This window comes from Leptolyngbya sp. BC1307, assembly GCF_002286735.1.
GTDB lineage: Bacteria > Cyanobacteriota > Cyanobacteriia > Phormidesmidales > Phormidesmidaceae > Phormidesmis.
Map to the genome: position 1 here is coordinate 33,866 of NZ_NRTA01000014.1, position 11,824 is coordinate 45,689.

General features: G+C 52.5%; 14 protein-coding genes and 1 tRNA gene. 7 read left to right on the top strand and 8 right to left on the bottom strand.

The features are described from left to right. Positions 1 to 71: 71 nt before the first annotated feature. Positions 72 to 500, top strand: coding sequence for a VOC family protein (locus tag CKL79_RS10170; RefSeq protein WP_121969475.1), 429 nt, complete (start codon positions 72 to 74; stop codon positions 498 to 500). A 25-nt stretch (positions 501 to 525) separates the two neighbouring features. On the opposite strand, the gene CKL79_RS10175 is transcribed toward CKL79_RS10170, so the two are convergent. Beyond that, on the bottom strand, positions 526 to 1,119 hold the full coding sequence (locus CKL79_RS10175) for a triacylglycerol lipase (RefSeq protein ID WP_121969533.1): 594 nt from the start codon (positions 1,117 to 1,119) through the stop codon (positions 526 to 528). 17 nt (positions 1,120 to 1,136) lie between these two features. After that, a complete protein-coding gene (locus tag CKL79_RS10180) occupies positions 1,137 to 1,418 on the bottom strand; it encodes a DUF3493 domain-containing protein (RefSeq protein ID WP_121969534.1) in 282 nt (93 codons plus the stop codon). Between the two features lie 224 nt (positions 1,419 to 1,642). On the opposite strand from CKL79_RS10180, the gene CKL79_RS10185 reads away from it, so the two are divergent. Together CKL79_RS10185 and CKL79_RS10190 are read left to right on the top strand one after the other, a co-directional pair. Continuing rightward, positions 1,643 to 1,714 (top strand) — tRNA-Thr (locus CKL79_RS10185). A gap of 23 nt (positions 1,715 to 1,737) precedes the next feature. Then, positions 1,738 to 2,529, top strand: a complete 792-nt coding sequence (locus tag CKL79_RS10190) for an SDR family oxidoreductase (RefSeq protein ID WP_121969476.1) — start codon at positions 1,738 to 1,740, stop codon at positions 2,527 to 2,529. Between the two features lie 189 nt (positions 2,530 to 2,718). Here the strand turns inward: CKL79_RS10190 and CKL79_RS10195 are convergent, their stop codons facing one another. Continuing rightward, entirely contained in the window at positions 2,719 to 3,645 is a 927-nt protein-coding gene (locus CKL79_RS10195) for a mechanosensitive ion channel family protein (protein WP_121969477.1), read from the bottom strand. A gap of 135 nt (positions 3,646 to 3,780) precedes the next feature. Between CKL79_RS10195 and CKL79_RS10200 the strand changes: the two genes are divergently transcribed. After that, positions 3,781 to 4,116 carry a hypothetical protein gene (locus CKL79_RS10200; RefSeq protein ID WP_121969478.1) on the top strand — a complete coding sequence of 112 codons (336 nt, stop codon included), beginning with the start codon at positions 3,781 to 3,783 and terminating at the stop codon, positions 4,114 to 4,116. Between the two features lie 53 nt (positions 4,117 to 4,169). Here the strand turns inward: CKL79_RS10200 and CKL79_RS10205 are convergent, their stop codons facing one another. The 4 genes from CKL79_RS10205 to CKL79_RS10220 form a co-directional block, all read right to left on the bottom strand. After that, the gene (locus tag CKL79_RS10205) at positions 4,170 to 4,664 is read right to left on the bottom strand and encodes a hypothetical protein (RefSeq protein ID WP_240518785.1); all 495 of its coding nucleotides are present in this window, start codon (positions 4,662 to 4,664) and stop codon (positions 4,170 to 4,172) included. Between the two features lie 204 nt (positions 4,665 to 4,868). Then, positions 4,869 to 6,539 (bottom strand): chaperonin GroEL, encoded by a 1,671-nt coding sequence (groL, locus tag CKL79_RS10210; RefSeq protein ID WP_121969479.1) that lies wholly within the window; start codon positions 6,537 to 6,539, stop codon positions 4,869 to 4,871. A gap of 341 nt (positions 6,540 to 6,880) precedes the next feature. After that, positions 6,881 to 7,366, bottom strand: coding sequence for a rhodanese-like domain-containing protein (locus CKL79_RS10215; protein ID WP_121969480.1), 486 nt, complete (start codon positions 7,364 to 7,366; stop codon positions 6,881 to 6,883). A gap of 103 nt (positions 7,367 to 7,469) precedes the next feature. Next, entirely contained in the window at positions 7,470 to 7,796 is a 327-nt protein-coding gene (locus tag CKL79_RS10220; protein WP_121969481.1) for a DUF6335 family protein, read from the bottom strand. A 344-nt stretch (positions 7,797 to 8,140) separates the two neighbouring features. On the opposite strand from CKL79_RS10220, the gene CKL79_RS10225 reads away from it, so the two are divergent. Both CKL79_RS10225 and CKL79_RS10230 read left to right on the top strand, forming a co-directional pair. Then, the gene (locus CKL79_RS10225; RefSeq protein ID WP_121969482.1) at positions 8,141 to 8,944 is read left to right on the top strand and encodes a glucose 1-dehydrogenase; all 804 of its coding nucleotides are present in this window, start codon (positions 8,141 to 8,143) and stop codon (positions 8,942 to 8,944) included. A gap of 109 nt (positions 8,945 to 9,053) precedes the next feature. After that, positions 9,054 to 9,506: a tryptophan-rich sensory protein gene (locus CKL79_RS10230; RefSeq protein WP_121969483.1), complete on the top strand. Its 453-nt coding sequence runs from the start codon at positions 9,054 to 9,056 to the stop codon at positions 9,504 to 9,506. Between the two features lie 57 nt (positions 9,507 to 9,563). On the opposite strand, the gene CKL79_RS10235 is transcribed toward CKL79_RS10230, so the two are convergent. Further along, entirely contained in the window at positions 9,564 to 11,204 is a 1,641-nt protein-coding gene (locus CKL79_RS10235; protein WP_121969484.1) for a metallophosphoesterase, read from the bottom strand. A 367-nt stretch (positions 11,205 to 11,571) separates the two neighbouring features. Between CKL79_RS10235 and CKL79_RS10240 the strand changes: the two genes are divergently transcribed. Then, positions 11,572 to 11,763, top strand: coding sequence for a hypothetical protein (locus tag CKL79_RS10240; RefSeq protein WP_121969485.1), 192 nt, complete (start codon positions 11,572 to 11,574; stop codon positions 11,761 to 11,763). The last annotated feature ends 61 nt before the right edge of the window (positions 11,764 to 11,824 follow it).

An 11,824-nucleotide genomic window follows, 5' to 3' on the forward strand; every position in this document is an offset into this window, starting at 1 on the left:
GCATTACAAAATTGCTTCTCTAACCAGAGACAATAGAAAGTGCTGTTGTCCTTGATAGTGAACTGAACGGTATGAGTACTATTTTTCACCTGTCTTTTCCAATTGAAAACATTGCTGACACTAAACGCTTTTACGTCGAAGGGTTGGGCTGCGAAGTCGGTCGTGAGGGTAAAGGCTCGCTGATCTTGAATCTGCAGGGTCACCAGCTAGTCGCTCACATCGTGAGAGAACCGCTGACGCCGCAGCGGGGCATTTATCCGCATCATTTTGGGCTGACTTTTGCCACTGAGGCAGCGTGGGAAGACTTTTTGCAGCGGGCCAAAGATAACGGGCTCACCTTCTACCAGCAGCCGAAGCACCGCTTTAAAGGAGAGCGCATAGAACATCGCACCTTCTTTTTAGAAGATCCGTTTCATAATTTGCTGGAATTTAAGTACTACGTTTACCCCAGCGCGGTTTTTGGCGAGCTGCAGTATTCTCAAGTCGGCGATGCTCATTAGAGAGTGGCGATCGCCCAAAATCTGGTTAGCTGTGGAGCGATCGCGCAATTTCTCTTAGCCCCTGCGGATCGCAGATCATTCGGTTGTGGCTGGGCACTGACAGTCGTCGCCCTTGCCCTACCTTCAGTTGAGAACTCCAGGGTGGCAAAATCAGTAGATCAAACGGCGTCCATAGGGAGACAAACCGCAGCATCTCCAGCTGGTGGAGATCTCGGTTAAGCGACTTTAAGAACGCGCTACCCGGTCGCATTTGCCGGACGCCTGGGCGATCGCTAAACAACCCTAAAGCCGTGCCCCGGTGAGGAGCCGACACCGTCACTAGCCGCTGCACTCGGCCCAACCCGCCCAGCCGCTGCACATAGTAGCGGCTTACCAGCCCGCCCATGCTGAACCCGACCAAATCTATAGGCTGCTGTGGCCCCACGCACTTATCTACAAACTGACCCACCTGTTCAGCAAGCGTCTCTAGCCGGGCGTCGCCGTTGTTTGGCGTCATACTCAGAGCGTAGACTGACCAGCCTTGATCTTCCAGGTGAGCCTTCAGGATCGAAAAGATACTCGCTGTATTCCAGATACCGTGGACTAATACGACCGGATTACGGCCAGACGTATGAGCCACAGACTTTGCGATCGCTATCACTCACTCTTTTCCTGACGGTCTTCCCAGCGAAATAAAAATACCATGAGTGCAACGACGCCCATTTGCAGCGCAAAGTTAGGCAGAGAGTCAGCCAGGTCACGCCCGGCCAAAATCTTGGCGAAAAAGACAAATCCCCCAATGGCACCCGATGCCCCAAAAGCCGCGTAGATAAACTTGCGCAGACCTTTGTAAGGCGCTTCAGCTTCGGCGAGCAAGCGATCATAACGCTCCTGGCTCATGCCACTAGGTGGTGTCTGGCGCGGTGTTTGGCGGGGCATGTTGGTGCTCTTCTTACCCGGTTGCCCTTGCTTTCGGCTTTTTCCTGATGGTTTCTTTTTGGCCATAGCCGCCCTAAACTGATGCGTTGTCTCAGTACCAATTGTGCCATGTCGCGCCCGTAAGGTAAGCACTCGCTGCTCCGCTTTATAGATTTTCCGCGCGTTTTTTTACAGGGCTTAGTAACTGCCAACAGGCGCTGACTGCTATAATGCGAACTCAAATTGCCGATGTGGCTCAGGGGTAGAGCAGCTCATTCGTAATGAGCAGGCCGTGGGTTCGAATCCCACCATCGGCTTTAACGTCAAGGAGTCAGGTTCTATGGATTTTGGTCTGAAGGATAAAGTTGCTGTTGTCACTGGTGGTGACTCGGGTATTGGCAAAGCAACTGCCGAAATTTTGCTTAAAGAAGGCGCTAAAGTCGCGATCCTCAACCGCTCTTTTGATGAGATCGATGATCTCAAAGCCTTTGGTGACCCGTTTGCAGCTAAGGCCGATATTACCAGCCTGGAGCAGGTAGAAGCGGCCAGAGACAAAATCACAGAACACTTCGGACCGGCTGAAATTGTGGTGCATGCAGCGGGCATCACAGGCGCGGTAGGCGACTTTTTAGAGATTGATGACGAAGGCTGGATGCACACTATCAATGTCAACCTGATGGGCACCGTGCGAGTGTGCCGGGCTTTTATTCCGGCAATGCGCGAAGCCGGATGGGGCCGAATAGTGCTGCTAGGTTCGGAAGATGCCGTGCAGCCCTACACCGAAGATATGCCTTACTGCTCTTGTAAGGCAGGTACGCTCAATCTGACTAAAAACCTCTCTAAGGCGTATGCCAAAGATGGAGTGCTCACCAATATGGTCTCTCCGGCTTTTGTTGAGACAGCGATGACGAATGCGATGATGCGATCGCGCTCTGAAGAAAAGGGCGTCAGCATGGACGAAGCCGTCAAAAGCTTTTTGGCCGAAAAACGCCCGGGCATCGAAGTAGGCAGACGAGGCCGCGCTGACGAAGTCGCTGCTGTGATCGCCTTTTTGTGCTCTGAGCAGGCCAGCTATGTAGTCGGCTCCAACTGGCGGGTTGACGGCGGCTCAGTGTCTACGATTTCTACTTAAGCGGCACTAGCTTGATTTAGAAGGCGTTGTCATTACATGGCCGCTGGCCACTAGCCGTAGAGGTCGCTAGTGAGGACCGGTTTTTCATCGGTGACCACCCCCTCCTAGCTGAGCTAGTCACGCTGAGGCTGCCTAATCTTAAGTCGGCGGCGCTGGCAGACGGCAAAAATTAAAAAATGCAGCCAAGTGCTATTTCGACCTGGGTGTGGCAGGGGCGTCTGTATCGACTGCAGTGGTAAAGAAGCGCTGGGTCGGATAGGCCAGAGAAATATCGCGATTTTTGGCAAACTCGCGCAGGACGCCTTCCCATAGCTCCTGCTCTGTGCCCCGGCGCTGGCGCGGCTCGCAAAGGTAGCGCATCGTTAGCAAGATGCCGCTTTCTTTGACAGTGGTGTATACCGTGGGGGTGAGCTTGGAATAGAAGATCATATACTTGTGCCCGCTCTGGCGCAGATGCTGTTCGGCGATGCTGCTGAGATGTTCGGCGTGAGTGTTGACTTGAACCAGCAGAATTTTTTTGGCAGATTCCCAGTTGCTCTCGAAGGTCACCAGGACTGAGATTTCGTTCCAAATGTATTTGAAGCCCTGGGAGTAGTTGGCGATCGCCTGCTGAAACACCTGACCATTGGGCACATGAATAATTCGTCCGGTGCTCTGATCGGCCTCTACCCAGTTGCCAATTTCCATCATGGTAAACTGAAATACGGCAATGTCGATTACGTCGCCCGAATGACTGCCAACTTGAATGCGATCGCCCATCTGAAACGGCTGTCGCCAGAGAATAAATAACCACCCCACCAAGTTGACCAGCGGGTCTCGCAAAACGACGGCTAAGCCCGCCGAAAACAGGCCTAAAAAGGTAGATAGGCCCCGCATATCGGGTAGCCACATGACCACCAGCGCAAACCCATACAGGCCGTAGCAAAGGTAGCCAATCCATTTGCGCCAGGCATACCGCAGCCGAGGATCGTCAATTTGCTGGTTGATCAGGCGCGTCCCCCCCATCCGTAGGGCGCTGACTAGCAGTAAGCCGACCACCGAAGCAATCAGATTGTTGCGAAGATCGACATCAATCGGCGAAATGGGAAGGTTGACCGTCTCTTGAAGTAAGAGCATTTAGGCGACTAGATAACCAGGAAAGGACACTTTATAGTGACAAAGCTATGAAGCTAAATGTCAAAAAATGTGGATTTTATATATTCAACCCAAGCGTATTTACGTAGAGGTGTTCTATAAAGCACAATGATAGGTATGAGAAGCAACTACACCACATCCGCACTGGAGCAGCGCTTTCCCTACCTCTGCAAGGTACTCTATTTTCCTGATCAGCAGTCAGAGAGCGTTCAGCAGGCTCCTAACAATCCGCTGAACTGGTATATGCGCGCCCCGCTGCTGCCCCGAATCGGCGATGTTATTCCCTACGGTCAGTCTCTATTTTCGGTGACGACCGTCATTTTGGAAGACTGCTGTACGGCTGATGCCCTCTTTAAAGTAGACCGCCAGGCTGGCCGCATTGCTGAAAAAGAGGAAGTGCCGAAATGGCATGCTGTGATTTGGGTGAGCTTTTGGGGGATCAAGTCTCTGTAAAAGGGAAAGGGAGAAAGGAATAAGGGGAAAGGATAAAAAAGGGGAAAGGAGCGTTAGAGCATGGGTTTGGCTACACTTTTTTGCCACAGCCAGATGCCACCGGTACAGAGGGCGCTAGTCCACCACATCGCAGCCGCCTCCGACTTGCCCGCTAACAGATAGCTGCCGCCGATCAGCAGTAGCGCGATCGCGCCGCCACCTGAAACCACCAGCATCAGCTTCACCGTCTGGGTCGCTAGCTGAATGCGTTGGGCCATATCGTCTCCTGCTGTCAGTACGACTGAATGCTGAATGGCCGCTTGAAAAGATTGCACTTTGAGCGGATCGACCTGGTAGTAGGTGCCTAGCTCAGCGTCGCGCAAAGTAGGGTCGGACTGTAGGCCAAACTGTTTGGCAAGTGCGATCGCCTCTCGCACCTGTCGCTTCGTCGCTGCTGGCCGAAATGTCTCGAATAGCGACTCCCTGTAAACACCCGTCTGAGCCATATCCAAAACTCGCCCGGTCAGCTCGTTCATAGAAAGCTGAGGTGCCGTCAGGTTATTTGCCATGATCTTCTCCCGAGCGTTCTTGCAGGCATAGATCTCAATAGTACATTAGCACCATCCCTGTCAGCTCAGGCCCGATCGCAGGCGATCGCTGCACAATAAAAAAGGAGAGATAGCTGAATCAACTACCCCTCCTTATTTATGGCGATATTGTCTCGATTGGCTTAGCTAGCCGGGAAAAAGACAGCGTTGCTCAAGCAGCAGGCACTACATCATGCCCATGCCGCCCATGCCGCCCATGCCACCCATACCACCCATACCACCCATGCCGCCCATGCCACCGTCAGGCATCGGTGCTTCGGGTTCAGGCTTTTCAACGACCAGCACTTCTGTCGTTAAGACCATGCCAGCGACTGAGGCCGCATCTTGCAATGCAGAGCGCACTACTTTTGCCGGGTCAACAATGCCGCTAGCCATCAGATCTTCGTACTGGTTGGTCATGGCGTTGTAGCCGTGGTTAAAGTCCATCACTTTAACCTTCTCGACGACGACTGAGCCTTCTACGCCAGCGTTATCAGCAATCTGCCGTAGGGGCGCTTCGAGCGCTCGCATGACAATGTCTACTCCAGTTCTCTCCTCATCGGAGAGAGAGGCTTTTAAAGACTCCAGGTTTTGTGCCAGGTGCAGTAAAGTTGCGCCGCCGCCGGGCACGATTCCTTCTTCTACAGCCGCTTTGGTCGCGCTGAGAGCATCTTCAATTCGCAGTTTGCGATCTTTAAGCTCGGTCTCTGTGGCTGCGCCCACTTTGATCACCGCTACGCCGCCTGCTAGCTTGGCTAGCCGCTCAGCAAGCTTCTCTTTGTCGTAGTCAGAGTCAGTCAGCGCTAGCTCTTTGCGAATTTGCTCGACGCGCTTGTCGATGTCGGCCTTGTTACCATTCTCAGAGACAATCGTCGTGGTGTCTTTGGTAATGTTGATCTTACTGGCGACGCCTAGCATATCGAGAGTCGCGCTCTCCAGGCTAAGACCCACATCTTCAGAGATCACCTGTCCGCCCGTGAGCACGGCAATATCTGCGAGTAGCGCTTTGCGACGCTCGCCAAAGCCCGGCGACTTGATCGAAGCCGCGTTGAGCACACCGCGCGCCTTGTTGACTACCAGGGTTGCGAGGGCTTCGCCTTCTACGTCTTCAGCAATAATCAGCAGGGGCTGACCCGAACGGGTCACTTGCTCTAGCACGGGGACTAAGTCTTGCACAGAGCTGATTTTTTTATCGACGATCAAAACCCGAGCGTTTTCTAGCTCGACGATCATGCGCTCTTGATCGGTGACGAAGTAGGGCGACATGTAACCCCGGTCAATCTGCATGCCTTCGACTACGTCTAGCTCAGTTTCTAAAGACTTGGATTCTTCAACGGTGATGACGCCATCTTTGGTCACTTTTTCCATGGCTTGGGCCACCATGTCGCCCACCATCTCGTCGTTACCTGAGGAAACGGCTGCCACCTGAGCAATCTCGTTGCCCTCTACCGGCCTAGCGGCGGCAGCGATGTCAGACACCAGCTGAGCGACTGCTTTTTCGATGCCGCGACGCAGACTCACGGGGTTAGCGCCAGCAGCGACGTTTTTTAAGCCTTCTCGGATCAGGGCTTGGGCTAAAACGGTAGCGGTCGTTGTGCCATCGCCAGCGAGATCTTTAGTCTTAGAGGCGACTTCTTGAATCAGGCGAGCCCCTGTGTTTTCGTACGGGTCTTCTAATTCAATTTCTTTGGCAATTGTGATGCCGTCGTTGACGATTTGGGGAGCCCCAAACTTCTTCTCAAGCACGACATTGCGGCCTTTGGGTCCCATGGTGATCTTGACTGCATCCGCCAGGGCATTGACGCCGCGTTCAAGTGCTTGACGCGACTTTTCATTAAATAATACTAATTTCGCCATATGCCAGTTGTTACGAGTTTTCCATTTCAAAATTTAGCACTCGATAGCTGAGAGTGCTAATCTAAATCACAATGTATCCGCAGCAGGCCGGATGTAAAAGTCGCAATAACCGATCCTTTTTGGTCTGATGGCCACGGTTCTGTCAGATAGCCCAATAAATAGTCAATAAAGTCAGGCCGCTAAAAAGGACGCTAGCCGTGGTGACCAACGCCCTTTTTGACTGAGGTTTCTGAGATTTAGTCCTGAGAGATCTCTATCGCTAAAATCTAGCCAGTAATAGCAGTCTGTCAGCGGCAGAGGACTCCTAATTCCTGATCTCAGTATCCTGTCTTAGCAAAGCCTTAGAGAGAGACTCGGCCCTCTATCTGGCCGCCAATGGCCTTCCAAGCGGGCAAGCCACCTTTAATGGCGCTAACTTTTTGAAATCCAGCTGAGCTGAGCTGCGTAACGGCAGCAGCGGTCTCTTCGTCAGATGCGCCATAGACAAATAGGTCTCGCTCGGGCTCGAAGGAACTTCCAGCACGCTCGGTGAGGTCGGCCATGGGCATTGTAATTGCACCCATGATGCGCTCGTGGTTGAAGGCATCGCGATCGCGCACATCTAAAATCGATAGCGCAGGCTCTCCCCACTCTAACCGGTTCTTTAAATCAGTCGGTGAAGAGACAGCGTCAAAGTCAGTCGGAACTGGCGTTGCTTGCCCAATGACATCTTGGGCTTTGCTAACCGCATTCAGCACCTTGTTCTCTTTGCTATCTGCTTTATTTAACAGATTGCCAGCGGCGTCTTTGCCTTCTTCAAACGCTTGTCCTGATGTTTTAGTTTCCATAGATTTGGTATCCTTCTAATTAGTGTTTTGGTTAGTGTTTGGCTGCTTCTAGATAAGTTTCTAGAGGCAGTCGCGCGCTTTGCGGCCACAGGGGTAATATCCCTTAGCCACCCGCTTGACCTGACTGTACCGACTGCGTTCGAATGGCTTCGATCTGACCGGTTTCAGTCTGGGTGATGTCGATGGGGGCGGTGTCAGCTTGATCTGATACCGATCCGTTTGCTCTAGAATCTACGTCGAGTTCATAGCGACGCTGATCGCGCTTTTTCAGGTCTTCAGCAACCGATAGCGGCTCCTCTGGCTTAATATTCAGACCAGCCTGTGTGCCCAGCTCTTCTGTATCCATTTCAGGATCAGGCGAGACATTGCCAGCGTAGGCGCTTTTGTTGTCTAGCGCGGCCTGCTTGTTTTGACTGTCTGTATTTTCCATAGAGCCTCTATCCTTTAAACAATCTGCCTTCGCCCAGACATTTAGATGTCTGGTTGGACGGCGGCAGCAAAAGGCATTCACCTCTGCCATTAATTTCGACAGCAGTGTTTGCATTTGTTTACAAACTAAAAAATAACTGGATAAATAGCCTCTACAGAGAGACAGAACTGTTCTCCCTCTTAAGAGGCAACCTTGCGATCGCTAGCTGAAGTTGACGCCTTGACTAAGGCTCAAGCGGGAGGCTGACCCTTTATACTGCATAAGGCACTCTCTCAATCTAGAGACCCTCTTCTCATTTTCATTTTCTCAACTTTTCATTTTCTCAATTTAAGGATCACATGTGTATGCGCGGGCTGAAGAACAAAAACGTATTAGTTACTGGAGCCAGTAGCGGCATTGGCCAGGCGATCGCCGTGCGATTTGCGGCAGAAGGGGCTCATGTGGCGGTGAACTACTACAAAGGTGAAGAAGAAGCCGCTAAGACGATTGAGCAAATGAGAGCGGCTAGTGCGACTGCGGGTATTAGCGGTCTCAAAGATATGACAGTGCAGGCTGATGTCTCTAAAGAAGAAGACGTTACTGCCATGTTTGAGCAGGTAATATCTACGTTTGGCGGGCTAGATATTTTGATCAACAACGCCGGGATGCAAATTCAGGGCGCTTCTCACGAAATCCCGATAGAGAAGTTTGACAAGATGATCGATATCAACATGCGGGGAGCTTTTTTGTGTGCGCGGCAGGCGATCGCTCACTTCCTCTCCCATAGCCAAGCCGGTGTAATCATCAACGACTCCAGCGTGCATGAGCTGATTCCGCGACCGCAGTATGTGGGCTACACCATGAGCAAGTCAGGAATGCGAGGCATGACCCGCACCTTGGCGTTAGAGTACGCCCGCGACAATATTCGCATCAACTCATTCGCTCCCGGCGCGACCCTGACGCCGATTAACCCCTGGAAAGACGATCCGCAAAAAAAGGCAGATATTGAAAGTCGTATTCCTATGGGCCGCTCGGGTACGCCTGAGGAAATGGCCGCTGTTGCCGCCTTTTTAGCCTCTGATGACGCTGCCTATATCACCGGCCAAACCCTCTTTGTCGATGGCGGTCTGACCCTCTTTCCTTCTTTCCGCACGCCCTGGACCGGCTGATTCAGTTCAGCGAATTGTCGGGTCATCGCTGATATATACACTCCAGGGAAGATAGACAAAAAGACGCGATTCTCCACACTGGAAGAGTTTCCACTACCTCGGCAGACCTATGCTGAAATCATGGATGGTGATCGGTGGGGTAACCCTAGCCGTTGCCCTGCTGTCAAATATCATCAGACCGAAAGATATCAAATGGTTCAGGCGGCTGCAGCGTCCTGACTGGCTGACGTTTGAAAAGCTGATTCCGGTAATCTGGACGACCGTTTTTATCTGCGGTGCCTGGTCTGCCTATATCGTTTGGGAGCAGACGCAGTCTTGGTCATGGATGGCCGCCTACCTGCTGCTAGAGGTGGTCACTGCTAGCTTTACCCCCGTTTTGCTATGGTCTCATAGCCTGAAAGCCGCCACCTTTATCGGCGGACTCGGATTTGTGATTGGTTTGCTGCTGGCGCTGGGCACTTTTCAGATTTCAGTGTGGGCGGGGATACTGCTAATTCCCTACCTGCTGTGGAGCCCAATTGGTACCTATACGACCTGGCGGATGGATCAGCTGAACCCCTGAGTACTCCAGCCAAGGGGCGACCCATCGTAGCGTCTCCGTTTCTATAGCGCTGCCAGGTTAAACCTGAGGGGAGAGATCGGTGGCGGCGTCTGGGGTGGCGTCTGGGGCGGCGTCCGGACTCAGCGCGATTGGGCCGAGGTCATAGGTGCTCCATTCGCCCTGATAGCGCTCGGCGACGAGGGGAACCAGAGCAAATTGAGGCGTTTCTCCTTCCATTTTGATATTAACCCGCAGGGCTGAGTAGGGCCTGCGGGTTTTGCTGCCGTGTCCGGCGCGACCGATAAAGAGGTGACACTTTGCCACGGGCTTACCATGTTCTTCTAAGACTGCGCCTTCTTTGCGCTGCCGCCTGAGGCTAAAGCCGCTGCCGCCGCAGACTACCCAGGGAATCAGGCGATCGCCGTGCCCGGTATCTTCAGTTCGCAAATATTCAAAACAGTGCGCATGGCCGCTCAGCACCAGGTCTACCAGGGGCCGGTCAGATGGCTTGGGTAGGGGCGCGATCGCCGCCTGTACATCGTCGAGCACCTGACGCAGATGAGTCCTCACGGCGATCGTCTGGCCCTGAAACCATTTAGTGCTCTCTGTCACATAGGGCGGATGGTGAAAATAGAGCACCCGGCCCTTAGCGCTTTTGTCTTGCCAGGAGGCAATCAGCCGGTCTCGCAGCCAGTCTAGCTGTTCGGTGTCGAGGGTATCTTCTGTCTGAGAAATAGTGAGCTGCTTGTCAATATCCCACAGCTGCTCTTCAATCTGCTCAGCTTTGCCATAGATGTGAGTAGCGCGCTCAGCTTGCTCAGGAATGTCTACATTGAGATCGTCAGACTCTGCTAGCAGTGACTGCATTTGCTCTTCTAGCTGGCTACGATAAGCCTCGATCTTTTCTCTTTGCTCTCGGCCTTCGTTAGTTTTAGGCAGCGGCTGAGGCGCATTAAAAGTATTGCTATCGAGGGCAAAAAAATCGATTCCCCCCCGGCGAAACGTATAGTAGCGATTGGGCAACCGGGTAAACTCTCCGGGCACATAGCGCAAGCAGCGACCTGTCTCGGTTTTGGCGGTATAGCGCTGCTGCAGATGATCTGCTAGGTGCTCTTTGCTAAGCGGCTGCAAACAGTCTAGAAAAGCTTTAGCAAATCCCTCTCCTTGAAAAGAGCCGTGCCAGCCCACATCTAGATTGATTCGGCGGCGCAACAGTCGCCGAACAGGAGAAAAGACTTGGCTCAGTATCCCCGTTAACAGCGGCAGGTCGTAATAGTCGTGGTTGCCCAGCGTCGGTAAAAAGGGCAGCTTAAACGTCATTTTATCAAACCGGACTTTGTGGGGCTTTTCTCCGCCGACGATAAATTCGCGGTAGGGCTTGATGAAGTTGTCAGGGTACTGCTCGCTAGATCCGGCTAAATACACGACATCGCCTGTGTGCAGGATAAACTCGCACGCTGGCAGGTGCTTTAACAACCGCTCAGTGATGCGGCGCTGGGGCTGATCGCGCACATGCCGACTGGTGCCGCTGTCGCCAATCACTAAAAAAGAGAATCCATCGCGCTCAAGGGCTTCATCACTATGGGCCTCATCACGGGTAGCAATTTCTAGCCGTGTCTGGTCAATGTTGTGCTCTGCTATGAGGGGATGCTGCCAGCGTACTCGCTGATTCATTTGAGCGATCTTGGTGGCGATGGTCGAGTCGGATACAAACCTCATAGATACCTTGCTATCAATACAGCAGTGCGCGATCGCACACCTAACAGTAAACGTTATCTCTCCACTATCTTAATGGGCGATCGCGTCAGCGCTCAGTTCAGGTCAGCAAATTTTCTAGTCAGATAGTGCAGGCGATGATCAGTCTTTCGTCATGCTCAGCGGTGAGGCAGTTTGTATCCCTTGGTAGAGTCTCTCATTCATCTACCTTTACTACTCTAAGAGGTAGTCATTTCATTAAAGCTAACTGACTCTCTTGACGTCTATATACTTAGGAGTGCTCAAGGCTAGGCTGTACCAGCAAAGCTGTTATTAGCTTCGGAATGCAGATCACGCTTAATAGCTTAATTAAAGTAAAAGGAGCCCAGCAATGGCAACCGAAGACAAAAAGAACAAAGATGTCGAGCTTGAGACCAGTGGTAAGCAGTCAACCGTAGAGGGCAAAACTCGAAAAACGGGGCAAGGATCTAATACAGATACCCGCCCCGGCGCTGAGGCAGAAGCGCCCGGCAACGACACTGGTGTTGCGGGTGCGCCCAACCAAGGCACCGAAGCTCGATAGAGCATCAGCCCTGATAGTCACACAAGTAGTCACACAAGGCTGATTTAAGAAAGGCCAGATA

Excerpts from the sequence above, each read along its gene's own strand:
- CKL79_RS10170 (WP_121969475.1), top strand. The coding sequence starts at position 72 with ATGAGTACTATTTTTCACCTGTCTTTTCCAATTGAAAACATTGCTGAC.
- CKL79_RS10180 (WP_121969534.1), bottom strand. The coding sequence starts at position 1,418 with ATGCCCCGCCAAACACCGCGCCAGACACCACCTAGTGGCATGAGCCAG.
- CKL79_RS10190 (WP_121969476.1), top strand. The coding sequence starts at position 1,738 with ATGGATTTTGGTCTGAAGGATAAAGTTGCTGTTGTCACTGGTGGTGAC.
- CKL79_RS10195 (WP_121969477.1), bottom strand. The coding sequence starts at position 3,645 with ATGCTCTTACTTCAAGAGACGGTCAACCTTCCCATTTCGCCGATTGAT.
- CKL79_RS10200 (WP_121969478.1), top strand. The coding sequence starts at position 3,781 with ATGAGAAGCAACTACACCACATCCGCACTGGAGCAGCGCTTTCCCTAC.
- CKL79_RS10205 (WP_240518785.1), bottom strand. The coding sequence starts at position 4,664 with ATGGCAAATAACCTGACGGCACCTCAGCTTTCTATGAACGAGCTGACC.
- groL (WP_121969479.1), bottom strand. The coding sequence starts at position 6,539 with ATGGCGAAATTAGTATTATTTAATGAAAAGTCGCGTCAAGCACTTGAA.
- CKL79_RS10215 (WP_121969480.1), bottom strand. The coding sequence starts at position 7,366 with ATGGAAACTAAAACATCAGGACAAGCGTTTGAAGAAGGCAAAGACGCC.
- CKL79_RS10220 (WP_121969481.1), bottom strand. The coding sequence starts at position 7,796 with ATGGAAAATACAGACAGTCAAAACAAGCAGGCCGCGCTAGACAACAAA.
- CKL79_RS10225 (WP_121969482.1), top strand. The coding sequence starts at position 8,141 with ATGCGCGGGCTGAAGAACAAAAACGTATTAGTTACTGGAGCCAGTAGC.
- CKL79_RS10230 (WP_121969483.1), top strand. The coding sequence starts at position 9,054 with ATGCTGAAATCATGGATGGTGATCGGTGGGGTAACCCTAGCCGTTGCC.
- CKL79_RS10235 (WP_121969484.1), bottom strand. The coding sequence starts at position 11,204 with ATGAGGTTTGTATCCGACTCGACCATCGCCACCAAGATCGCTCAAATG.
- CKL79_RS10240 (WP_121969485.1), top strand. The coding sequence starts at position 11,572 with ATGGCAACCGAAGACAAAAAGAACAAAGATGTCGAGCTTGAGACCAGT.